This window comes from Acidovorax sp. sic0104 (genome assembly GCF_019219095.1).
GTDB lineage: Bacteria > Pseudomonadota > Gammaproteobacteria > Burkholderiales > Burkholderiaceae_C > Acidovorax.
The window spans coordinates 164,638-186,342 of sequence record NZ_JAHUWH010000006.1; the positions used below are offsets into that span (position 1 = coordinate 164,638).

Consider the following 21,705-nt stretch of genomic DNA (forward strand, 5'->3'; position numbering starts at 1 on the left):
TCGATAGCCGAACATGCTCGCCTACATCGCCAAACGTCTGTTGTTGATGCTGCCCACTTTGCTGGGCGTGCTGCTGTTGACCTTTGCGGTGATCCAGTTCGTGCCCGGCGGGCCCGTGGAGCAGTACATGGCGGAAGCCCGGACCGCCGCCGGCAAGGGCGGCGTCGAGAGTGGCAGCATGGCCTACCGGGGAGACCAGGGCGTGGACCCCAAGCGCCTGGAGCAGATCAAGGCGCTGTACGGTTTCGACAAACCCGCGCACGAGCGCTTCTTGCAGATGCTGGGGCAGTTCGCGCGGTTCGACCTGGGCAAGAGCTTCTTCCAGAACAAGGACGTGTGGACCCTGGTCAAGGAGAAGCTCCCCGTGTCCATCAGCCTCGGGCTGTGGACCTTCTTCATCAGCTACCTGGTGGCCGTGCCCCTGGGCGTGGCCAAGGCCGTGCGGGCCGGCTCGCGCTTCGACCTGGTGACCACGCTGCTCATCCTGGTGGGCTATGCTATACCCGGCTTCGTACTGGGCGTGGCGCTGCTCGTGATCTTCGGCGGTCAGCTACAGTGGTTCCCGCTGCGCGGGCTGACCTCGTCCAACTGGGACGAACTCAGCTGGGGTGCGCGCATCGTCGACTACCTGTGGCACATCACGCTGCCCGTCACGGCGATGGTGCTGGGCAGTTTCGCGGTCACGGCCATGCTGACCAAGAACGCGTTCCTCGAAGAGATCCGCAAGCAGTACGTGCTCACGGCCCGCGCCAAGGGGTTGAGCGAGCGGCAGGTGCTGTGGAAGCACGTGTTCCGCAATGCGCTCATCCCCATCGTCACCGGTTTTCCGGCGGCGTTCATCGGGGCGTTCTTCACGGGCTCGCTGCTCATCGAGACACTGTTCTCGCTCGACGGCCTGGGCCTGCTCAGCTACGAGAGCGTGATCCGGCGCGACTACCCCGTGGTGCTGGGCACCCTGTACCTGTTCACCCTCATCGGGCTGGTGACCAAGCTCATCAGCGACCTGTGCTACGTGTGGGTGGACCCGCGCGTGAAGTTCGATTGACCCCCACCTGCACGGCATGAGCACTGCTTCTTCCTCGCCATCGCCTTCGCTCTCGCCCGCCCGCCGCGCCTGGCTGCGCTTCAGGCGAAACCGGCTGGGCTACTGGAGCTTGCTGATCTTCAGCACCCTGGTGGCCATCAGCCTGTGCGCGGAGCTGATCAGCAATGACAAACCCATCATCGTGCGCTACGAGGGGCAGACCTACTTCCCCATGCTCAAGGACTACCCCGAGACCACCTTCGGGGGGGACTTCGAGGCGCCGACCGACTACCTCGATCCCTTCATCAAGGAACGGCTGAGCCAGGGCGGCAACTGGGCGGTGTACACCTTGAATACCTACGGACCCAACACCCTCAACTACTTCGCCAAATCACCCAACCCGTCGGCGCCCACCACCGACAACTGGCTGGGCACCGACGACCGGGGCCGCGACCTGCTGGCGCAACTTCTGTATGGCTTTCGGGTGAGCGTTCTGTTCGGGCTGGCGCTCACCGTCACCGGCGTCGTGCTGGGGGTGATCACGGGCGCCATCCAGGGCTTCTTCGGGGGCAAGGTGGACCTGGCTTTCCAGCGCTTCATCGAGATCTGGGGCTCCATGCCCGAGCTGTATTTGCTCATCATCTTCAGCGCCGTGTTCGCACCCAGCGTGTCGCTGCTGCTCATCCTGCTGTCCCTTTTCGGCTGGATGGGGCTGTCCGACTACGTGCGTGCCGAATTCCTGCGCAACCGGCAGCTCGACTATGTGAAGGCCGCCCGCGCCCTGGGTGTGGGCAACGGCCAGATCATCTGGCGCCACATCCTGCCCAACAGCCTGACGCCGGTGGTCACCTTCCTGCCGTTTCGCATGAGTGCCGCCATCCTCGCGCTCACCTCGCTCGACTTCCTGGGCCTGGGCGTGCCGCCGGGCACGCCGTCGCTGGGCGAGCTGCTGAGCCAGGGCAAGAACAGCATCGATGCCTGGTGGATCTCGCTGTCCACCTTCGCGGTGCTGGTCACGACCTTGCTGCTGCTGACCTTCATGGGCGACGCCTTGCGCGATGCTCTGGACCCCCGAAAACAATGAACACCCCCCTGAGTCGCTTCGCGCCTTCCCCCCTCTCTCGGCTTCGCCGGGAGGGGGGACGCCGCCAGCGCGGCGGGGCGGCCCTTGCGCGGCGTCCGCCGGCCTGGTGCGTGCCAGTTGCGGGCGCCCAATGCGGCATCATCAGCCCGCTGCGAACGACAGGCAAGCCATGAGCCTCCCACTCCAACCCCCATCCTCGTCCGCGCCGCTGCTGGAGGTGAAAGACCTTTCGGTGCGCTTCGGCACCAAAGAGGTCGTGCGCGGCGTCGGCTTCACCATCGCGCCCGGCGAAAAGCTGGCCCTGGTGGGCGAGTCGGGCTCGGGCAAGACCATCACCGCGCTCAGCCTGCTGCGGCTGGCGGGCAATGCGGCCATCACGGGGCAGGCGGTGCTGCGCGGGCAGCGCGACCTGCTGGCGCTGACCGAGCGCGAGATGCGGGGCGTGCGTGGCGGCGACATCGCCATGGTGTTCCAGGAACCCATGACCGCGCTCAATCCGCTCATGACCATCGGCGTGCAGATCGCCGAGATCCTGCAGCTCAAGAAGGGCCTCACGGGCGCGCAGTGTGCCCAGGCCGCCGTCGAGCTGCTGGCCAAGACCGGCATCCCCGAGCCCGCGCGGCGCGCCAACAGTTTTCCGCACCAGCTCTCGGGCGGCCAGCGCCAGCGCGCCATGATCGCGATGGCACTGGCCAGCGAGCCGCAACTGCTGCTGGCCGACGAGCCCACGACCGCGCTGGACGTGACCCTGCGCGGCCAGATCCTGGACCTGCTGTCCGACCTGCAGCGGGCCAACGGCATGGCCGTGCTGCTCATCACGCACGACCTGAACCTGGTGCGCCGTTTTGCCGATCGCGTGGCCGTGATGGAGCAGGGTGTGCTGGTGGAGCAGGGGCCCGTGGCCGAAGTGTTCGGCGCGCCGCAGCATGCCTACACCCGCCGCCTGATCGCCAGCCAGCCGCGCCGCGACGTGGCACCCGCCGATTCGCCCCCCGGCACGCCGCCCGTGGTGCGCACGCAGGACCTGCGCGTGGTCTACCCTACGCCGCTGCCCGGCATTCGCGGATGGTTCCAGAAGGGCGAGTTCGTGGCGGTGCAGGGCGCCACGCTGTCGCTGCTGCCGGGAGAGACGCTGGGCGTGGTGGGCGAGTCCGGCTCGGGCAAGTCCACCCTGGCGCAGGCCATTCTGGGCCTGTTGCCGCATGCGGGGCAACTGCAGGTGGGTGGGCAGGCATGGCAGCAGCCCGCGATGCGCAACACGCCGGCCAACCAGCAGCTGCGCCGCCGCGTGCAGGTGGTGTTCCAGGACCCGTTTTCGTCGCTGTCGCCGCGCCTCACCGTGGAAGAAATCGTGGGCGAGGGCCTCAAGGTGCACGAGAGCGCCCTGGGCGTGGCCGGGCGCCGCGGCCGCGTGGAGTCCGTGCTGGCCGAGGTAGGCCTGGCAGAGGCGCAGTACCCGCGTTTGCTGGATCGCTACCCGCATGAGTTTTCTGGCGGCCAGCGCCAGCGGCTGGCCATTGCCCGAGCGCTCATCGTGCAGCCGCAGGTTCTGGTACTCGACGAACCCACCAGTGCGCTCGATGTCACCATCCAGCAGCAGGTGCTGGGCCTTTTGCAACGGCTGCAGAAAGAAAAGGGCTTGAGTTACCTGCTCATCACCCACGACGTCGACGTGATCCGCGCCATGGCGCACAACGTGCTGGTGATGAAGGACGGTGCGGTGCTGGAGCACGGCACGGTGGAACAGGTGCTGGACGCACCGCAGCACCCGTATACCCAGCGCCTGGTGGCCGCGGCCACGGCGCCGCAGGTGGCTTAGGCCTGCGCCCTGGCGCTCGCTGGACCGCACTGCTGCGCTCTGCCCTCTACCACCTGCCAACGCCTGCCAATCAAGCGGTGTTTGCTATCTTTTCCATAGCTTATGGTGGGCTGGCAGGCCGGCTGGCGGATGAGTGTTTGCCGCGCCGTGCCCTGCGTGCTTCCGGGCTCCGGCCACCCAATGCAGCCTAAACCCGATGTCGCTGGGCGCAGTTCGCCGGTCAGGTCATGACCGCGCGCCTGGCATGCTGTTCCGTGGCAGGCGGCGCCCACTGGATGCGGTTCACGTCGATGCCCAGGGCCTGCGCACGCTCCAGGAGGTGCTCGCGCACATGCCAGGGCAGGGTGGGGGTGCGCGAGAGGATCCACAGGTAATCCTTGCTCGACCCCACCACCATTGCCCACTGGTAGTTCTCGTCCAGCGCCACCACGTTGTAGCCGCCATAGAAAGGCCCGAAGAACGACACCTTCAGCGCGGCGCGGGTGGGCTCATCCACGAAGCTGGCGGTGCCCTCGGCTTCCTTCCATTCCTTGCGCACCGGGTCGTAGCCGCGGTTCACCACCTTCACGGTGTCGTCGGCGTTGCGGGTGTAGGTGGCGCTGGTCTGGGTGAGCCCGCGCTCGAACGAATGGTCGATGCGGGCCACCTCGTGCCAGTGGCCGGTGTAGCGGTCCACGTCGAACCCCGTCACGGCCTGGATGCCTTCGGGGCTGCGGGGCGTGGAGCAGGCCGACAGGACCAGCACGGCCAGCAAGGCTGCGGCGCCCACCACCAAGGGCCAGGGGGAATGGCGGCTGGGAGGGGTGTGGATGCGCATGGGGGTTCTCCTGCAAGGTGGGTGGTGATGGCGATGTGGGCTGTTGCCCGCTACCGCCCCGGGGCTTGTTGCCGCGTGCCTTCTTTCTGCAGGCCAATGTAGTTTTGCCGCTGCGGTGCCTGTGTAGGTGGGCGCTGTCACGGCGTGTCGGTGGCGCATGAACGCCGGTGCAGGTGCCGGCAGTCGGTGGATGACTCGCGTCGTGGAAGCCCGCACCGCAAGGAGAGGAGCGGAGCGGCGAGGAGAGGAGGACAATGGTTGCCACCGCATCCTCCCCGCCCCGACATGCCTTCGACCACATCGCCACCATCCGTGGACTCCAGTGCTGGGGGGGCCGACCCGTGGGTGGCGCTGTACCGCCTCGCGCATGCCGGAGCGTCCACGGCCTCGGCGCCTTTCGCCGTGCTGCAGCTGGGCGCTGAGCAGACGCGCATCGCGTCCGGGCAGGAGCCCCTGGGGCCATCGGTGATAGTGACGCTGGCGCTGGGCTACGACAAGACCGCCCGCGACTTCTTTCGCAGCGCCGTGTCCACGCCGCTGCAGCTCGAGACGGCGATCGCCTCGGTCGAAGACGAGATCCACGCGGCGCGGCGCCCTCCTGCAAGCGGCCAGGCGCTGCACGCCAAGGTCGTGCCGTGGTCGGCAGACCCAGGCCTGCATGAGCTGGCCACCTTGGCCGGCATTGCGCGTGGCCCGGTACGGGTGCTGCCGCTCGACGCCATGGAGCGCCTGTTCAACCGCCTGGCCGCAGTGTCCGAAGGCCGCCCCGCAGCGCACGAGGGCCTGCCGGAAAGCGCTGCCTTCGCGGCGCGCCTGCTGGTGCTGCGGGAGCTGATGCACCATGTGCCGTTCGATGCGGTCACGCTGGTGGACGAAACGGGATCGATAGCCTAGGCGTGATGTAAAACCGGCCCCTGGCCCTTGTCTATAAAGCGCCAGATGCTATTTATTCAATAGCAATCTGCCCGTCTGGCATGGACTGCGCCCTGTGTGCCAGGCTTTCAGGCGTAGGTATCGACGGACTCTCCCAGCCCGGGTGTGCGGCGTGGAGCGGTGGGGCTTGCAGCCGCGTTGGCCGATGCTTCCCTGTCCGCCTTGGCCTGCCGTTGCGCCTGGGCCTGCTGTTGGGCTTGGGCACGGTCCATCTGCTCCTGCTGCGTCTGGCGCTGGATGGCGGCGATCTGCTGCTGCACCATCTGGATCTGCGCCTGCAGCAGCTTGACCTTCGCGGCCTTGGCCTTGGGCTCCATCTCCTGCCCGGCCACGTTGCGCAGCTCATTGGTCAGGTCGCGCAGCTGCTTTTGCAGCTTGTTGATGTTGCTGGCGGCGCTGGCGCTGGAGGCAGCGCCCGAAGACGGGGTGGCACTGGAGATCTGCATGCAGGCTTTATCGGCAATTCGGCGGCAATCTCAAGGGTTGCGCTGGCGCATTGTGTTTACCGGGTGCCATGGGGGCGTCATGCCCGTCGCTGCGCCGCAAACCAGTCCCGCAGGAAGTCTGCCAGCGCCCGCGTCTTGGCCGACAGGTCGCTGCGCGTGGGGTACACCAGCGTCACGTCGGCCGCAGGTGGGACCCACGCGGGCAGCACGCGCACAAGGCGGCCTGCGGCCAGGTGGGTCGCCACGTCCCATTCGGAGCGCATGAGCACGCCGTGGCCTTCCAGGGCCCATGTGGTGGCGGCCGCGCCGTCGTTGGTGCTGAGCATGCCGCGCACCTTCACGGTCTCCTGCCGCGCGCCCTGGTGCAGGTGCCAGGTGCCGTAGGTCTCGTCGCTCTCGCGGATCACGATGCACTGGTGGGCCAGCAGGTCGGCCGGCTGGGCGGGCTCGCCGGCCTGGGCCAGATAGGTGGGCGATGCGCACAGCAGCCGCTGGTTGGCCATCAGCCGCCGTGCCGTGAGGCGCGAGTCCGGCAGGTCGCCAAAGCGCACGGCGGCGTCCAGGCCTTGCTCCACCAGGTTCACCGGCCGGTCCGTCAGGTGCAGTTGGACCTCCACCTCGGGGTAGGCCCGGGCGAACGCCGACAGCGCGGGCGCGATGTGCACACGGCCAAAGCCCAGCGTGGCCGCCAGCTTGATCAGCCCCCGGGGCGAGCTGCGAGCGCCGGCCACCGTGCGCTCCAGCGCCTCCAGGTCGCCAAGGATGCGGGCGCCGTCGAGCAGGTAGGTCTCGCCCTCGGGCGTGAGGCGGATGCGCCGGGTCGTGCGGTGCAGCAGGCGCACGCCCAGGCGGTGCTCCAGTTGCGCCAGGCGCCGGCTCACCGCCGGCGGGGTGATGCCCATTTGCTGCGCGGCCGCCGCCAGGCTGCCTTCCTTCATGAGGAGCGCAAAAAAGCGCAGGTCCGAAAAGCCGTCCATGGTGCTTGATTCATGCGTTGAATTTATGAATGAAGTAATTTTGACGGTATTTATGGCTTTGGACATCACTCCTAAGATCCAAACCACAACACATACCGCAGGAGACAAGCCCCATGACGACAGTTCCGACCCCCCGCCGCCGCCTGGCCAATGCCACCGTGGCCGCCGTGGCCGCCGCCACGCTCGCCCTGCTGGCGGCCCCCGCCGCCCTGGCCCAAGGCGCGGGCTACCCCGGCAAGGCCATCAAGCTGGTCGTGCCCTACGCCCCGGGCGGCAGCGCGGACATCGCTGCGCGCATGGTGACGGACGAATGGGGCAAGGCCTTGGGCGGCTCGCTGTTCATCGAGAACAAGGGCGGTGCGGGCGGCAACATCGGCGTGGACATGGTCGCCAAGGCGCAGCCCGACGGCTACACCATCGGCCTGCAGACCGTGTCGCTGGCCATCAACCCCGCCCTCACGGCCCGGATGCCCTACGACACCCTGAAGGACCTCGCGCCCATCGGCATGGTCGCCAGCTCTCAGCACGTGCTGGTGGTCAACAACGCGGTGCCGGCCAAGAACCTCAAGGAGCTGCTTGCGCTGCTCAAGGCCAAGCCGGGCCATTACTCCTACGGCTCGGCCGGGCCGGGCAGCACCTTTCACATGTCGGCCGAGCTGTTCAAGGCCGTGGCGGGCACGCCCATCGTCCATATTCCGTACCGTGGCGGCGGCCCGGCCATGATCGACACCATGTCGGGCCAGGTGGCGATGAGCTTCCCCGTGCTGTCGGCCGCGCAGCCGCACGTGCAGGTCGGCAAGCTGCGGGCTCTGGGCGTTACCGGCACGAAGCGCTCGGCGCTGATGCCCGATGTGCCCACCATTGCCGAGGCGGGCCTGCCGGGCTATGCGTTTGAAACCTGGTTCATCGTTTTCGCGCCCGCTGGCACGCCCCGCCCCATCATCGAGCGGCTCAACACAACACTGAACCAGGCACTGGGCACCCCCGCGCTCAAGGAGCGCATGGCCAAGGACGGCTTCGACCCCATCCCCTCGACCCCCGAGCAGGCCCGCGCCCGGCTGGAGACGGAGATGCCGCAATGGGCCAAGCTCATCAAGGAGCGCGGCATCACGGCCGAATAGACCACTGCGACGACACCATGACCACGACCCCGCTTTTCCCCGGCTTCAATGCCCACCGCCTGCCCACGCCCGACGGCCAGCACATCCATGCACTGGTCGGCGGCACGGGCCCGGCCTTGCTGCTGCTGCACGGCCACCCGCAGACATCGGCCATCTGGCACAAGGTGGCGCCCGTGCTGGCCCAGCACTTCACGCTGGTGCTGGCGGATTTGCGCGGGTATGGCGACTCGGCCAAGCCCGCCGGCGATGCCGAACATCTGCGCTACAGCAAGCGCACCATGGCCGCCGACATGCTGGCCGTGATGGCGCACCTGGGCCATGCGCGCTTTGCCGTGCTGGCCCATGACCGGGGTGCCCGCGTGGCGCACCGCCTGGCGGCCGACCACCCCGAGGCCGTGCAGCGCATGGTGCTGCTGGACATCGCGCCCACGCTGGCCATGTACGAGCAGACCAGCCAGGCATTCGCGCGCGCCTACTGGCACTGGTTCTTTTTGATCCAGCCCGCGCCGCTGCCCGAGCGCCTGATCGAGGCCGACCCCGCCGCCTACGTGCGCGACGTGATGGGCCGGCGCAGCGCCGGCCTGGCGCCGTTCGACGCACGGGCCCTGGCCGAGTACGTGCGCTGCCTGGGCCTGCCGGGCGCGGCCCACGGCTTGTGCGAGGACTACCGCGCCGCCGCCGGCATTGACCTGGTGCACGACAGGGCAGACCGCGATGCGGACCGCCAGCTCGCCATGCCGCTCCTGGCCCTGTGGGGCGAGCAGGGCGTGGTGCACCAGTGCTTCAAGCCGCTTGCAGAGTGGCAGCGCGTGGCGGCCGACGTGCGCGGCCACCCGCTGCCCTGCGGCCACTACATCGCCGAAGAGGCGCCCGAGGCGCTGCTCGGCGCCGCCTTGCCGTTCCTTCTCGCTGGCCAGTAGCAGCACACAAAAACACACACCACGATGACCATGACCACCCCCACCACGCTCTACCAGAAGCTGGTCGCATCGCACACCGTGGCCGTTCTCGATGAACAGAACGTGCTGCTCTTTTGCGACCTGCACCTGATGAACGAATACACCAGCCCCCAGGCCTTCGCCGGCTTGCACGAGGCCGGGCGCGGCGTGCCTGTGCCGGGGCAGAACGTGGCGGTGGTGAGCCACATCATCCCCACCCACCCCGTGCGCTGGCGCACCATCCAGGACCCGCCCTCGGCCCTGCAGGCCAGCAACCTCAAGGCCAACTGCGACCGCCACCACATCCCGCTGTTCGACACCAACGACCCGCTGCAGGGCATCGAGCACGTGATCGCGCCCGAGCACGGCATGGTGCGCCCGGGCATGGTCATCATCTGCGGCGACAGCCACACCACCACCTACGGCGCGCTGGGGGCGCTGGGCTTCGGCATCGGCACGTCCGAGGTGGAGCATGTGCTGGCCACCCAGACCCTCGTCTACCGTCTCGCCAAGGACATGCGCATCCGCGTGGACGGCGCGCTGCCCACCGGCACCACGTCCAAGGACCTGATCCTCCTCATCATCAGCCGCATCGGCGCGCAGGGCGCGCGCGGCTTTGTCGTCGAATTCAGCGGCAGCGCCATCAGCGCCTTGTCGGTGGAGGCGCGCTTCACGCTGTGCAACATGGCAGTGGAAGCGGGTGCACGCGGCGCGCTGATCGCCCCTGACGCCACCGCCATCGACTACGTGCTGGCCAAGGCCCCCGACATCACCGGCGGCGTGCGCGCGCAGGCCCTGGCCCACTGGGCCACGCTGCACAGCGACGAAGATGCCGTGTTCGACGTGGAGCATGTGTTCGACGCGGCCGAGGTGGCCCCCTTCGTCACCTGGGGCACCAGCCCCGACCAGGCCATGGCCGTCAACGCCACCGTGCCCCGGCCTGAGGACATCACCGACGACGTGCAGCGCGGCAGTGCCGAGCAGGCCCTGCGCTACACGGCCCTGTCCGCCGGCCAGCCGCTGGCGGGCGTACCGGTGCAGCACGTGTTCATCGGCTCGTGCACCAACGCCCGCATCGAAGACCTGCGCGAGGTGGACCGCATCGTCGGCAGCCGCCGCGTGGCCCCGGGCGTGCGCGCGATGGTCGTGCCCGGCTCGGGCGCGGTGAAGGCCCAGGCCGAGGCCGAAGGCATCGCCGCGCGCCTGGTGGCGGCCGGCTTCGAATGGCGCCAGCCTGGCTGTTCGATGTGCCTGGCCATGAACGACGACGTGCTGGCCCCGGGCCAGCGCTGCGCATCCACCACCAACCGCAATTTCGAAGGCCGCCAGGGCAGGGGGGCGATCACGCACCTGATGAGCCCGGCCATGGCCGCCGCCGCGGCCGTCACGGGCTGCATCACGGACGTCAGAACCCTGGAGGTGACCGCATGACCGCCGACCACAACCACGCCGCCGTGCGCGGCCACGCTGCCGTGCTCGACATCGCCAACCTCGACACCGACCAGATCATGCCCAAGCAGTTCCTGCGCGGCATCGACAAGTCGGGCCTGGCGCCGGGCCTGCTGTACGACCTGCGCTTTGACGGCGCCGGACAGCCGCGCGAAGACTTCGTGCTCAACCAGCCAGCCTTTGCCCGCACCGACGTGCTGCTGGCCGGCAGCAACTACGGCTGCGGCTCCAGCCGCGAGCATGCGGTGTGGGGCATGCAGCAGTACGGCTTCAAGGCTGTGGTGGCGTCGAGCTTTGGCGAGATCTTCTACTCCAACGCCATGAACAACCGCCTGCTGCTGGCGATGGTGAGCGAGGCCGATGCCCAGGCCTTCATGCGCGAGGCTCGCGGCGCCGCCGGCCCGCTCGCCGTGGAGATCGATGTGGAGCAGCGCCAGGTGCGCACGGCAGGGCACAGCGCGCCCTTCACCATCTCCGAGCGGCACAGGCGCATGTTCCTCGACGGGCTGGATGTGATCGGCGCGTCGCTCACCTACCGGGACCAGGTCACGGCGTTTGCCCAGCGCCACTGGGAGGCCCAGCCCTGGGTGAAGGATGTCGCGCTGCGCACGCGCGAGCGTCTTGCTGCGGCGGCCGGCCCGGCTTGAGCGGCCCAGGTGCCCGGGCCGTGCGGCCCGCGTGCCTGGCTACCTGGCTACCCGGTGGCAGGCTTGGCCGCCTGCTGTTTACCTGGCGGCAGGCTTGGCCGCCTGCGCAGCCTTCTGGGTCTTGTTGTAGACCTCCATCACGGTGGCGAAGTCACGCTCGAAGTTGATGGGCAAAAAGGTGTCGTTGCCCGGCAGCAGCTGGCGCAGCTTGGGCGAGAAGCTGTAGCTGTACGAGCACTTCTTCACGCGCGCCTGCAGCTCGGGCGACACGTCCTTGCCCAGGGTCCAGGTCTCGGTCATGAAGGGCGGGCTTTCCCACAGCGTGCGAATGCTCGACCCCTTCACATCGCCCTTCACCACCATGCGCTGGTACAGGTCGCTGGCCACCGCAGCGGCGGGGTAGAAGCCGTGCATCACCCCGGTCACCGAGCGCTCGTGGCCGTTGGAGAACACCACCTCGTAGTTCTGGTCCGGCACCAGGCCAATGGCCGGGAACAGCGCGCGCGGTGCCAGGTTGCCCGAGTTGGACGTGGGCGTGGTGTGCGCGATCTTCTTGCCCACCAGGTCCTGCGGCTTGGTGAACGGGCTGTCCACCCGCGCGATCAGGATCAGCTTGTACGAATTGCGCTGCCCGCTGGCCTTGTTGCCCGGCACGCCGAACGGCGCGGGCTGGCCGGCTGCGATGAGCTGCGGCACCAGGCCCGGGTTGACCTGGGCCAGTTGGGCCTTGCCCGCGATCAGGTTGTCTATGAGGTCCTTTTCGGGCAGCACGTCGATGTTGGTGCTGCGCTCCAGCGACTCGCCCTGCAGGTTCTGCAGGTCGATGTTGCCGCAGCGCGCCAGGTGGTTGAAGTAGTCGCCCCACAGCAGCATCGTCTCGCTCTTGGCATAGGTCTTGGGCATGGCCACCACCAGCTTTTCGCGCGGGCCGCTGAAGGCGGGTGCCGGGGCCGCCGCGGCGCGTGCCGCAGCGGCGCGGGCCTGAGGGGTGGCGGCTGCATCCGTCTGTGCCAGCGCGGCCACCGGGCCGAGCGTGAGCGTGGTGCAGATCAAAAGTGCGCCGGAACGGGCATGGCAACGCATGGTGTGTCTCCCTCAGGTGTGTGGTGGTGCTGCTGCCCGCGCGCGTGAATCGCCGGCCAGCCGGAGCCCGCCCTCTCTGGCGGGTTGTGCACTGCCGGTCCGACGGGCTGGCCCGATGGCTGGCGCGGCCGGCATGCAGCCACCGAGTATGCATGAAGCCTTCGCTTACAAATGCGCACGGCCATGGGCCGGGGTAACACGCGCGACTTGGGGCTCCGTGCGCGAGGGCGGTGCTCGGCAGCGTGGTTGACACCGCGTCAAGCGTCCTCGAGCGCGCTCTGGACAGGGTCGCGGGGGACAGTGCAGTGCAGGGCGGTAACAATTCGTGTACTCCAACGCACCGCTTGTTTTCTTTCAGCCATGTCGCAAAACACCCATACCCTGCACCTCTTCTTTCAGGACCCCATCAAGCTCAAGACCGCCCAGCTGGTCTACCAGTACCTGAGCGCGGACAACACCGAAGAGGCGCAGCGCTGGGCGGACAAGCTGGGCGTGACGGACCTGGAGGCACTGTGGGACACGCAGTGGTTCAACCAGCAGGTGTCGGTGGCGCCCACCCATCTTCTGCTGTGCTTTGATACCGGCACGCATGACGACCTGCCCCTGCGCGCCCTGGAGGCCCTGTTCGTCCATGGCCTGCAGGCCGCCGTGCTGGAGGTCTTCTACGACCAGGTCGGCGAGACCGAGCGCCTGCACTTCGACCAGGGCCGCTGGGTGTCGCGCAAGGACTTCTTCGCCACCCACCCACAGTGGCGCGCCGTGGTGGAGCCCGCGCAAGAGCGCCACACCGCTGCCGAGGGTGGCGGGCGTGACGATGAGGGTGATGAGGACGACCGCTACGGCTGCTCGAGGGACCCCAAAAAGCCCGTCGCGGTAGGCCAGATGCGCAAGGAAGCGGCCCAGCGCAAGAAAGAAGCCGAAGAAGCCGCGCAGGCCTTCATCGACATGGCCCGCGCCATGGGCAAGAGCGGCAAGTCGCCCGTGCAGGGTCTGATCGGGGTGCTGCTGCTGCGCGCAGCGTTCAAGGGCCTGCTGCAGGCGATGGCCTTCACGGTAGTCACCATCCTGCTTTTCAAGGGCATCTGGCTGTGGCTGGGCCTGGGCCTGGTACTGGCCATTGCGCTGCCGCTGTACTACGTGATGAGCGAATACAAGGACATCCACGGCGATGAGGATGAGGATGACGATGACAACGACGCCGAGGGAGGTGGCGGCGACGCGCCGCAGACCCTGTTGTCCGCTGGCGACGACACAGCCAGCACTCCCAGGCGCGCGCACTGAACACGACGACTGACGACGAGGGAGCGATTCAAAGATGCTGACACAAATCGAATGGTGGGGCGGGCTGATCTTCGTGCTGGGCGCGGTCACGTACAAGCTCGTGATGGGCGCGCTCGAAAAGAAGGAAGAGGGCATCGACTGGTATCGCTGGCTGATGCACGCGTTCTTCCTGATGCCTGCGGTGGTGCTGGCCGGGTACTTCTATCCGCTGGAGCAGACGGGGCTGCAGTATGGCTACCTGGGGGTGCTGGCGGCTTCGCTGGCCGTGGTGCTGGCTATGCTGGTGCAGGAGATCACCGGGGACGGACCTGAGGATGCGCACGACAAGGCCGACGGGGTCGAGAGGGAGGGAGAAGAAGAAAAAGAAAAAGAGAAGGAGCCGCAGCCGTCCGAAGAAGATGAAGAAACCGGCTGGCTGATGACGGTGGTGGGCGCACTGGTGCTCTACAGCCCGGTGCTGGTGGCCTGCGGTCTGGGCAGCCACAAGGCCTGGCCCATGGTGCAGCGGCTGCTGTGAGACAGCGCTGAGCGTGTCCCTGGAGGGCCGGGCGGCTGTGGCGCAGATCACAATCAGCGGTTGCCGGCCGGCCTTCTTTTTTTTCACATCTCCGATGCCCGGCGCTTGCGCGCCGACACCCCAGCCCATGGCCCAAGATTCCTTTTCCGACCTGCTATCGCTGTACATGCGGCGTATTCGCGCCAGCGCCTCCGGCGTGGCCACCGAGATCGGCCTGAGCCGCGAGGCCGTGAACAACTGGCGCAACGGCCTCTCGGCGCCCAACCCGCGCTCGCGTGACAAGCTGGTGGCCTGTACGCGCTACCTGCGCCTGACCGAGACCGAAGCCAACCGCTTGCTCAGCGCGGCGGGCCTGGCGCCCGAGTTTCCGCTGCAGGCCGAATCGGCGGGCGCGGCCCAGCCCTTCGCTGCCTTCCTGGACCGGCTGTTCGCGCAGTTGGCGCAGGCCGTGCCGTACCCCATCTCGCTGCTGTTGTCGCCCGCGCACTGGGGCCAGCCGCCGTTTCGGGTGGAGCTGCTGCAGCGCGCCCGGGCACAGTACGGCGAAGGTGCGGTGCTGCACATCCAGCCGCCCTACAGCGTGAGCACCGTGCCGGCCGAATACTTTGCCGCCATCGGCCGCCAGTGCGGGCTGGGCGACGTGGCCTCCGACTATGAGTTCGAGTCCGCACTGGAGCGCCGCCTGGTCGCGGGCGAGCGGCTGTTCTGCCTGGTCAGCCGCTTCGAGCAGGGCACGCCGCAGCTGCGCGAGACGCTGGCCGGCATCCTGCGCAGCCTGAGCGAGATGCACAGCGGCCGCCTGCACTTGCTGCTGTGTGGCGGCGAGGCGCTGGCCGACCTCAAGTACCGCAGCGGCGACCTGTCGCTGCTCAACATCGCGCAGGTCAACCACTGGCCCGATCCGACGCTCGAAGACCTCGCGCAGCTGGCCCGCCAGCGCTGGCCCGGGCAGGCCTGGCCGCAGCCCGTCATCGCAGCCCTGCAGGCGCTCAGCGGCGGCCACCCCGCGCTGTTCGAGGAAGGCCTGCAATGGCTGGTGGAGCAAGGCGTGGACGAGGGGCAGGCTTGCTGCGCCGCATTGCGCAGCCACCTGGCTGGCAGCCCTCGTCTGTGGCAGACCCTGTTGCCGCTGGTCCAGTCCCCTGCCACGCGCCAGCGCCTGGCGCAGCTGTTGCAGGCCGACGAGCTGGGCCGCGCGCGCCCCTATCTGCAGGACGATGAGCTGCGGCGCCTGTTCTGGGGCAACCTGCTGCAGGTGCGCGGCGTGGGGGACGCGGCGCGGCTGCATTGGCGCAGCCCAGCCATCCGGGACGCGGGCCTGATGGTGCTCGAATCCTCCACGTCCCTGTCATGAGCATGCGGCCTTCCAGGACTCTGGTTCGTGCCCTCGTGATCGGGGCCATCACCTTGTTCGTGGGCAGCGCATTGCTCACGCCCCAGCTCAACCCGGTCACGCGCAGCGCGGTGCTGGGCGCCGAGAATGCGGGCATCGTCTGGGACGAGCTGGTGCGGTGGCGCGTGGCGATGGTGCAGGCCCACAATGAGCTGGACGGGTGGCCCGAGGACATCCGCAAGTACGCTCCGCCCATCGCCAATCCGCAGTTGCGCGTCACCTCGCCCCGGCCTTACGTGCTGCAGGCCGACATTGCCGAGAACCCCGAGCTGGGCAAACTCGCCGGCACCCAGGTCGTGGTGCAGCTGCAGCCGGGCACCACCACCTGGAACTGCCGGCCCGGGCGCCCCCCGATGCCCGCAGGCTACCTGCCCATCAACTGCGGGGGAGGGCAGGCCGACGATTTCAAGCCGCCCCCCGTGCCGGAGTACGACCCCTTCGCGGGCCTGCGCAGGCTCATGTACTGGTGCGCGGCGATTTTCGTGGCTGGCGCCGTGGCGTGGGTGGTGAGGCACCCGCTGCTCGGTCCCGCGCAACTCAAGCCCGCGCGCCTGCGGCGCACGCCGCTCGCGCGGCTGCCCCGGCTGGACCGCCTGCTGGCGTGGACGGGGCGGCGTGAAGCCGCTTTGCTGGCGGCCGACATCCGCCTGGTGGACTGGCGCCGCGCAGTGCAATGCGCGCACCCTGGCGTGCGCGACGCGGCTGTTGAGCTGGTGAGTGCGCTGGCCGAGCGCGTGTCCGCCCGCAGCCAGACCAGCACGGGCTGGGCGCTTGAGGGTTCGGTGTTCGAATGGCAATTTCCGCCCGACCTGCCCGTGTCGCTGGACCGCTGCCTGGTCTTCGTGCCCGCGCCCGGCGTGGACGAGGCCACGGTGCTGCGCCAACTGCGCGCCGCGCAGACCGGCAGCGATGTGCTGTTGATACTGAGCGCGCACAGCGTGGACGCTCCCATGCCGCTGCTGCGGGCCCACGCGGACGACCGCGCCAACCTGCATGTGATGGTGGACAGCGCCAGCCAGACCGAATGGCTGGTGGGCGGCGAAGCCCTGCATGTGCTGCTGCGTCTCTTGGCCGCGCAACTGCGCATCACCCGCATCTCGCCATACCAGACCCGCGGCGGCATCACGCGCGAAGGTTCGTTCTTCGGCCGGTCCCAGCTGCTGGCCCGCGTGATCAGCCGCGAGAGCGCCAACTACCTGGTGGTGGGCGGCCGCCAGCTGGGCAAGAGCAGCCTGCTCAAGGCCGTGCAGCGCCGGCTGCAAGGCCACCCGCACACCGTGTGCCACTATGTGTCGCTGCGCGACCACCGCCTGGCCCCGCGCATGGCGCTGCAATTCGGCCTGCCGGCCGACACCCCGCTTGAAGCCATCGTGGACCACCTGCAGGCGCAGTACCAGGGCAAGCGCCTCGTGCTGCTGATCGACGAGGCCGACCTGTTCTTCCGCGACGAGTCGCACAGCGGCTACCCGCAGCTGTCCATCCTGCGCGCGCTCAGCGAGGAAGGGCGCTGCTGGTTCATGCTGGCGGGCTTCTGGGACCTGTACGCCGCCGCCGTGCTGGACTACCAGAGCCCCTTGCGCAATTTCGGCGAGGTGCTGGCCATCGGCGGACTGGAGCGCGCCGCCTGCCGCGAACTGGCCATCGAGCCCCTGCGCCGCCTGCGCCTGGGCTTTTCCAGCGAGACGCTGGTGGACAAGCTCGTGGACGCCAGCGGGCAGCGCGCCAACCTGGTGGCCATCCTGTGCCAGGAATGCCTGGAGGCCCTGCAGCCAGGCGAGCGAACCATCGAGGCGCGACACCTCACGCAGGCCCTGGGCTCGCAGGCCGTGCAGGATGCGCTGGCCGGCTGGGGCCGCCTGAGCCAGGACGATGCGGCCTGCCGGCTGGACCGCGTGGCCGTCTACCACACGGCGCAGGCCGGGAGCAGCAGCCTGGCAAGCCTGGCCCAGCTGCTGCAAAGCCACGGCATCACGGGCGATGCGCAGGCCCTTCGCCAGTCCCTGGCGCGCCTGCAACTGGCCTACGTGCTGCGCAAGCAGGACGCCGAGTACCGCTTCGCGATCCCTCTGCTGCAGGACCAGTTCGAGCCTGCGGAGGTGGAGTTGCTGCTGCATCAGGAATTGGCGGTGATGGCGCGCAGCGCAACGCAGGGTTGACGTCAAAGAATGCCGGATCGGCTGCATGCCCCGGATACTCCCTGTCCGTCCGGGCTGAGCCCGTCGAAGCCGGGGCTTGCCCCATCCGTGCAAGGCTTTGACAAGCTCAGCCTGAACGGTGGGAAGGCATCTGAAGCACGGGGTAAGCCGGCCATCAGCAAAAACGGCGCTGCCGCATACCCTTCAAGCGTTGACAGCTATGTTTTTCATAGTGCCAGTGCCAGTGCTACGCCGTGATCCTGCAGCCCGCAATCCTCACCGCTCGATCATCTCCTGCACCTTCGTGGCCAGCGCTGCCACGTCGAAGGGCTTGGTGATCACCTCCATCCCGAATGCCAGCAGGCCGTTGCCCACGGCGGCGTTCTCGGCGTAGCCCGTGATGAACAGAACTTTCAGGTCGGGCCGGGTCACGCGTCCGGCATCGGCCACCTGGCGGCCGTTGAGGCCGCCGGGCAGGCCCACATCGGTGAGCAGCAGGTCGATGCGGCGGTCGGACTGCAGCACGTGCAGGCCTGCAGGGCCGTCGCCCACCGAGATCACGTTGTAGCCCAGGTCTTCCAGCTCTTCAGCGATCAGGCCGCGGATGGTGGCCTCGTCCTCGATGAGCAGCACGACCTCGCCATCGGCACGGTGGTCGAAGCTCGGCGGCGTGTTGTCCACGGCCTGGTCCGCCTCGCCCATGTAGCGAGGCAGGTACAGGCACATGGTGGTTCCTTCGCCGGGAACAGAGTAGATGCGCACCTGGCCGCCCGACTGCCGAACGAAGCCGTACACCATGGACAGGCCCAGGCCCGTGCCCTGGCCCATGGGCTTGGTGGTGAAGAAGGGGTCGAAAGCGCGGGCCGCCACCTCGGGTTCCATGCCCACGCCCGTGTCGGTCACGCACAGCGATATGTACTGGCCCGGCGGCAGTTCGCGCTCGGCGGAAGCGCGGTCGTCCAGCCATTTGTTGGCGGTCTCGATGGTCAGGCGCCCGCCGTTGGGGGCCATGGCATCGCGCGCGTTGATGCACAGGTTGAGCACCGCGTTCTCCAGCTGCGACGGGTCCACCTGCGTGAGCCACAGCCCCCCGGCGCCGACCACCTCCACCTCGACGGAAGGGCCCACGGTGCGGCGCACCATCTCCTCGATGCCGCCCACCAGCCGGTTCACGTCGGTGGGGCGTGGGTCCAGCGTCTGGCGGCGCGAGAAGGCCAGCAGGCGTTGGGTGAGCGCGGCCGCACGGCGCACCGCACCCTGGGCCATGCCGACGTACCGCTCGGTGTTGTCGAAATTGCCCGCGTTCAGGCGCTTCTCCAGCACCTGCAGGCTGGCGCTCATTCCCGCCAGCAGGTTGTTGAAGTCGTGCGCGATGCCGCCGGTGAGCTGGCCGATGGCCTCCATCTTCTGCGACTGGCGGAATTTGGCTTCGACCTCCATCAGCTCCTGCGTGCGCTCGGTGACCTTGCGCTCCAGCGACTCGTTCATCTCGCGCAGTTCGGCCTCGTTGTCGCGCAGGGCGGCCTCTGTGCGAACGCGCTCTGTGGCGGTGCGCGTGCGGCCGGCGATCTCGCGCATGAACTCGATCTCTTCCTGTGCCCAGTGACGCACCTCGTAGCTCGCCACGAAGAGCATGGCCACCAGACGGCCCTGTTCCACCACAGGGGCGTTCATGAAAGAGCGGGCGTGCAGAGGCTCCAGGCGCTCTGCCTTGCCAGCCGTGCGTGGGTCGGCGCGCACGTCCGCAATGGCCACAAACTCATCGCGCTTGTGGTCGTCGACGAAGCTGCCGAAGTCCCGCAAGTGAAGCGTGCCCTGCAGCGAGGCCACGCCGGGGGAGGTCCAGTCGCATTCCACGCACAGGGTCTCGGCGTCGTGGTCGATGGTGCCGTATCCGGAACGGCAGGCCTTGAGGGTTTCGCCCAGGATGCGTGCGGCGGCCAGGCTGATGTCGTGCACGTTGGTGAGCACGCGCAGCTCGTTGGTGAACTCGATGAGCGCGTCGCGCTTGGTCTCTGCGGCCACGCGCTCGGTCACGTCCAGGCCCTCCACAAAGATGCCGGTGACCGTGCCCGCGGTGTCGCGCAGGGGCTGGTAGACGAAGTCGAGGTAGCGCTCGCTGATGGGCTCGTCGGCATGCTGGCGGATGTCAAAGCGCGCGCCGAACGCGGTTGCGGCCTTGCCGCTGGCGTACACACCGTCCAGCATGGCCACGTAGCCTTGCTCGGCCGCCTCGGGCAGCGCATCGGCGATGGCGCGGCCCAGGATGCTGCGGTCGCCCACCAGCTCCAGATACTTGGGGTTGGCCAGCTCGATGCGGTGCTGCGGCCCCTGCAGCAGCACCATGAAGCTGGGGGACTGCTCGAACAACTGAGCGAAGCGCTCGCGCTCCATCAGCAGGCGGCGGTCGGCCAGCACCTTGTCGGTTGTTTCCACCACCAGCGCCTGTGCGCCCACGGGGGTGCCGTGGTCGTCCACCAGGGGCGAATAGTTCAGGTCCACCCACAGCGGGCGGTAGGCCCCGTCACGGTTCAGGCTCAGTTCCTGATCGTCGTAGTGCAGCGTGCCGCCGGCCAGGCACACCTTGAGCACGCGGTCGTTCAGGTCGGCGGCTTCGGGCCATGCCTCGCGAATCTTCATGCCCAGAAGACCGGGGTGGCGCGCCCCGGAGAAGCCTGCATATGGGTCGTTGTAGATCAGCACGCCGGATTCGCCCCACAGCGTTGCGATGGGCATCGGGCAGCGCAGCATGTTGACCAGCGCTCCGGTGAGATATGCCGGCCATTGGTCGATGGGGCCCAGCTCGGTGGCGGCCCAGTCGAATCGGGCGATCAGGCCGGCCATTTCTCCGCCGGCCGACAGGATGAGAGAGGTCTGTGGTGTGGTTGTGCCGTTGGCCATGTGCCAGTTCCTGTGGGATGGTCGTGCCCGGGGCGATGGTGCGGCAACGTCGTGCTGCGATCATAGAGACAATTGGCTGCCTCCATGTAGGTGCGATGCCCGTGCCTTCATCGGATGTACCGGTCTTGCGCGCTCTGGGCGCCTACCGGGCGCAGGGGGCGCGGGCGGTGAACAGCGCGTGAAGTGCCTGCGCGGCCACGGACAGGCTCTCGTCCCGCCGCCGTACCAGGTAGATCTGCCGTGTGAGGCCGGGCAGCGCAAGCGCCCGCGTGACCAGGCCCGGCTGCTCGAAGTGAAACAGCGCAAGCGCCGGCACCACGCTGATGCCAAGGCCCGCCCGCACCATGCCCATCACGGTCGCAAGTTGTTCCACCTCCATGAGCGTGTGCATGGCCTGTGGGTGCAGGGCCGCCTCCAGGTACTGGCGCACGCTGCTGGTGCGGGCCAGGTGGATGAAGGGCCAGGCCGCCAGGTCCAGGGCTGTGACGGGCTTGCGGCGGCGTGCCAACGGGTGGCCTTCGGGGCAGACGAGGTGGAAACCGTCGCTGCAGAACGGCTCGGCCTGCAGGGTCGGCGTATCGGCGCGGATGGCGGCCAGCGCGAAGTCGGCATGGCCGCTGGCCACGCGCTCTATGCAGGGCTCCGACAGCACGTCGGCAATGTCGATCTCGATGCCCGGGTGCGCGGCACGGTACTGCGCCAGCACCCCCGGCAGCCAGCCAGCCGCCAGCGATGGCAGCAGCGCCACGGCCACGCGTCCGCGCTGGAGCGTGGCGGCGTCGCGCACGGCCGAGAGCGCGCTGGTGATCTCGGCGCGGATGCGCAAGGCCGATTCCAGGAAGTTCCGCCCCTCGGGCGTGAGGTCCACATGCCGCGTGCTGCGGTCGAACAAACGCACGCCCAGGCCGTCCTCCAGCGCGCGGATGAGGGCGCTGAACGCGGGCTGCGACAGGTGGCACAGCGTGGCGGCACGTGTGAAGCTGCGCTGCTCGGCCAGCGCGATGAAGGCGTCGATCTGGCGGCTGGAGAGGTGGGCTGAATTCATGGGCCTCGGCGGGTGGGGGACAAGCCGTGCGGGCGACTGCAGGCAATTTATCTGCAAAGCAGATGGATTCATTTCAAATATCGATTTCACAGAAT

The 21,705-nt window shown here is 68.4% G+C and carries 18 protein-coding genes; 12 read left to right on the plus strand and 6 right to left on the minus strand.

From position 1 onward, the window contains the following. The first annotated feature begins 13 nt into the window (after positions 1-13). The 3 genes from KW835_RS11955 to KW835_RS11965 all read left to right on the plus strand — a co-directional run bounded on the left by KW835_RS11955 (position 14) and on the right by KW835_RS11965 (position 3,927). Positions 14-1,045, plus strand: a complete 1,032-nt coding sequence (locus tag KW835_RS11955) for a microcin C ABC transporter permease YejB (RefSeq protein WP_218382601.1) — start codon at positions 14-16, stop codon at positions 1,043-1,045. 16 nt (positions 1,046-1,061) lie between these two features. Further along, complete coding sequence (locus tag KW835_RS11960; RefSeq protein WP_218382602.1) at positions 1,062-2,108, plus strand: ABC transporter permease; 1,047 nt, start codon at positions 1,062-1,064, stop codon at positions 2,106-2,108. A gap of 169 nt (positions 2,109-2,277) precedes the next feature. Further along, positions 2,278-3,927, plus strand: a complete 1,650-nt coding sequence (locus KW835_RS11965) for an ABC transporter ATP-binding protein (RefSeq protein ID WP_218382603.1) — start codon at positions 2,278-2,280, stop codon at positions 3,925-3,927. Positions 3,928-4,147: 220 nt separating this feature from the next. Here the strand turns inward: KW835_RS11965 and KW835_RS11970 are convergent, their stop codons facing one another. Next, on the minus strand, positions 4,148-4,744 hold the full coding sequence (locus KW835_RS11970; RefSeq protein ID WP_218382604.1) for a lipocalin family protein: 597 nt from the start codon (positions 4,742-4,744) through the stop codon (positions 4,148-4,150). Between the two features lie 285 nt (positions 4,745-5,029). Here KW835_RS11970 and KW835_RS11975 point away from each other — a divergent pair, with 285 nt between their 5' ends. Beyond that, positions 5,030-5,638, plus strand: coding sequence for a hypothetical protein (locus KW835_RS11975; RefSeq protein WP_218382605.1), 609 nt, complete (start codon positions 5,030-5,032; stop codon positions 5,636-5,638). A 107-nt stretch (positions 5,639-5,745) separates the two neighbouring features. Here the strand turns inward: KW835_RS11975 and KW835_RS11980 are convergent, their stop codons facing one another. Further along, a complete protein-coding gene (locus KW835_RS11980) occupies positions 5,746-6,123 on the minus strand; it encodes a FlxA-like family protein (protein WP_218382606.1) in 378 nt (125 codons plus the stop codon). A gap of 77 nt (positions 6,124-6,200) precedes the next feature. Further along, the gene (locus KW835_RS11985; protein WP_218382607.1) at positions 6,201-7,100 is read right to left on the minus strand and encodes a LysR family transcriptional regulator; all 900 of its coding nucleotides are present in this window, start codon (positions 7,098-7,100) and stop codon (positions 6,201-6,203) included. Between the two features lie 113 nt (positions 7,101-7,213). On the opposite strand from KW835_RS11985, the gene KW835_RS11990 reads away from it, so the two are divergent. The 4 genes from KW835_RS11990 to leuD are packed head-to-tail and all read left to right on the plus strand — an operon-like array spanning position 7,214 to position 11,255. After that, positions 7,214-8,221, plus strand: a complete 1,008-nt coding sequence (locus tag KW835_RS11990) for a tripartite tricarboxylate transporter substrate binding protein (RefSeq protein WP_218382608.1) — start codon at positions 7,214-7,216, stop codon at positions 8,219-8,221. 17 nt (positions 8,222-8,238) lie between these two features. Then, a complete protein-coding gene (locus tag KW835_RS11995) occupies positions 8,239-9,141 on the plus strand; it encodes an alpha/beta fold hydrolase (RefSeq protein ID WP_218382609.1) in 903 nt (300 codons plus the stop codon). Positions 9,142-9,171: 30 nt separating this feature from the next. Further along, positions 9,172-10,590, plus strand: a complete 1,419-nt coding sequence (gene leuC / locus KW835_RS12000; protein ID WP_218382785.1) for a 3-isopropylmalate dehydratase large subunit — start codon at positions 9,172-9,174, stop codon at positions 10,588-10,590. Beyond that, positions 10,587-11,255: a 3-isopropylmalate dehydratase small subunit gene (gene leuD, locus KW835_RS12005; RefSeq protein ID WP_218382610.1), complete on the plus strand. Its 669-nt coding sequence runs from the start codon at positions 10,587-10,589 to the stop codon at positions 11,253-11,255. The genes leuC and leuD overlap by 4 nt, the downstream gene beginning before the upstream one ends. 78 nt (positions 11,256-11,333) lie before the next feature. Here the strand turns inward: leuD and KW835_RS12010 are convergent, their stop codons facing one another. Continuing rightward, entirely contained in the window at positions 11,334-12,338 is a 1,005-nt protein-coding gene (locus KW835_RS12010) for a PhnD/SsuA/transferrin family substrate-binding protein (RefSeq protein ID WP_218382611.1), read from the minus strand. A gap of 360 nt (positions 12,339-12,698) precedes the next feature. Between KW835_RS12010 and KW835_RS12015 the strand changes: the two genes are divergently transcribed. The 4 genes from KW835_RS12015 (at position 12,699) to KW835_RS12030 (ending at position 17,685) form a co-directional block, all read left to right on the plus strand. Next, a complete protein-coding gene (locus tag KW835_RS12015) occupies positions 12,699-13,619 on the plus strand; it encodes a hypothetical protein (RefSeq protein WP_218382612.1) in 921 nt (306 codons plus the stop codon). Between the two features lie 34 nt (positions 13,620-13,653). Then, on the plus strand, positions 13,654-14,136 hold the full coding sequence (locus tag KW835_RS12020; protein WP_218382613.1) for a hypothetical protein: 483 nt from the start codon (positions 13,654-13,656) through the stop codon (positions 14,134-14,136). A 127-nt stretch (positions 14,137-14,263) separates the two neighbouring features. After that, positions 14,264-15,490 carry a hypothetical protein gene (locus KW835_RS12025; RefSeq protein WP_218382614.1) on the plus strand — a complete coding sequence of 409 codons (1,227 nt, stop codon included), beginning with the start codon at positions 14,264-14,266 and terminating at the stop codon, positions 15,488-15,490. Continuing rightward, positions 15,487-17,685 carry an ATP-binding protein gene (locus KW835_RS12030; RefSeq protein WP_218382615.1) on the plus strand — a complete coding sequence of 733 codons (2,199 nt, stop codon included), beginning with the start codon at positions 15,487-15,489 and terminating at the stop codon, positions 17,683-17,685. The genes KW835_RS12025 and KW835_RS12030 overlap by 4 nt, the downstream gene beginning before the upstream one ends. 255 nt (positions 17,686-17,940) lie before the next feature. On the opposite strand, the gene KW835_RS12035 is transcribed toward KW835_RS12030, so the two are convergent. After that, positions 17,941-20,565 (minus strand): ATP-binding protein, encoded by a 2,625-nt coding sequence (locus tag KW835_RS12035; RefSeq protein ID WP_218382616.1) that lies wholly within the window; start codon positions 20,563-20,565, stop codon positions 17,941-17,943. 142 nt (positions 20,566-20,707) lie between these two features. Beyond that, positions 20,708-21,610, minus strand: a complete 903-nt coding sequence (locus KW835_RS12040) for a LysR family transcriptional regulator (protein ID WP_218382617.1) — start codon at positions 21,608-21,610, stop codon at positions 20,708-20,710. Positions 21,611-21,705 lie beyond the last annotated feature (95 nt).

What these genes read in the sequence shown, in the direction of transcription:
- KW835_RS11960 (WP_218382602.1), top strand. Translation starts at nt 1,062, where the DNA reads ATGAGCACTGCTTCTTCCTCGCCATCGCCTTCGCTCTCGCCCGCCCGC.
- KW835_RS11965 (WP_218382603.1), top strand. Translation starts at nt 2,278, where the DNA reads ATGAGCCTCCCACTCCAACCCCCATCCTCGTCCGCGCCGCTGCTGGAG.
- KW835_RS12030 (WP_218382615.1), top strand. Translation starts at nt 15,487, where the DNA reads ATGAGCATGCGGCCTTCCAGGACTCTGGTTCGTGCCCTCGTGATCGGG.
- KW835_RS11970 (WP_218382604.1), bottom strand. Translation starts at nt 4,744, where the DNA reads ATGCGCATCCACACCCCTCCCAGCCGCCATTCCCCCTGGCCCTTGGTG.
- KW835_RS12010 (WP_218382611.1), bottom strand. Translation starts at nt 12,338, where the DNA reads ATGCGTTGCCATGCCCGTTCCGGCGCACTTTTGATCTGCACCACGCTC.
- KW835_RS12040 (WP_218382617.1), bottom strand. Translation starts at nt 21,610, where the DNA reads ATGAATTCAGCCCACCTCTCCAGCCGCCAGATCGACGCCTTCATCGCG.
- KW835_RS11955 (WP_218382601.1), top strand. Translation starts at nt 14, where the DNA reads ATGCTCGCCTACATCGCCAAACGTCTGTTGTTGATGCTGCCCACTTTG.
- KW835_RS11990 (WP_218382608.1), top strand. Translation starts at nt 7,214, where the DNA reads ATGACGACAGTTCCGACCCCCCGCCGCCGCCTGGCCAATGCCACCGTG.
- KW835_RS12015 (WP_218382612.1), top strand. Translation starts at nt 12,699, where the DNA reads ATGTCGCAAAACACCCATACCCTGCACCTCTTCTTTCAGGACCCCATC.
- KW835_RS11980 (WP_218382606.1), bottom strand. Translation starts at nt 6,123, where the DNA reads ATGCAGATCTCCAGTGCCACCCCGTCTTCGGGCGCTGCCTCCAGCGCC.
- KW835_RS11985 (WP_218382607.1), bottom strand. Translation starts at nt 7,100, where the DNA reads ATGGACGGCTTTTCGGACCTGCGCTTTTTTGCGCTCCTCATGAAGGAA.
- KW835_RS12025 (WP_218382614.1), top strand. Translation starts at nt 14,264, where the DNA reads ATGGCCCAAGATTCCTTTTCCGACCTGCTATCGCTGTACATGCGGCGT.
- KW835_RS11995 (WP_218382609.1), top strand. Translation starts at nt 8,239, where the DNA reads ATGACCACGACCCCGCTTTTCCCCGGCTTCAATGCCCACCGCCTGCCC.
- KW835_RS11975 (WP_218382605.1), top strand. Translation starts at nt 5,030, where the DNA reads ATGCCTTCGACCACATCGCCACCATCCGTGGACTCCAGTGCTGGGGGG.
- leuC (WP_218382785.1), top strand. Translation starts at nt 9,172, where the DNA reads ATGACCACCCCCACCACGCTCTACCAGAAGCTGGTCGCATCGCACACC.
- KW835_RS12035 (WP_218382616.1), bottom strand. Translation starts at nt 20,565, where the DNA reads ATGGCCAACGGCACAACCACACCACAGACCTCTCTCATCCTGTCGGCC.
- KW835_RS12020 (WP_218382613.1), top strand. Translation starts at nt 13,654, where the DNA reads ATGCTGACACAAATCGAATGGTGGGGCGGGCTGATCTTCGTGCTGGGC.
- leuD (WP_218382610.1), top strand. Translation starts at nt 10,587, where the DNA reads ATGACCGCCGACCACAACCACGCCGCCGTGCGCGGCCACGCTGCCGTG.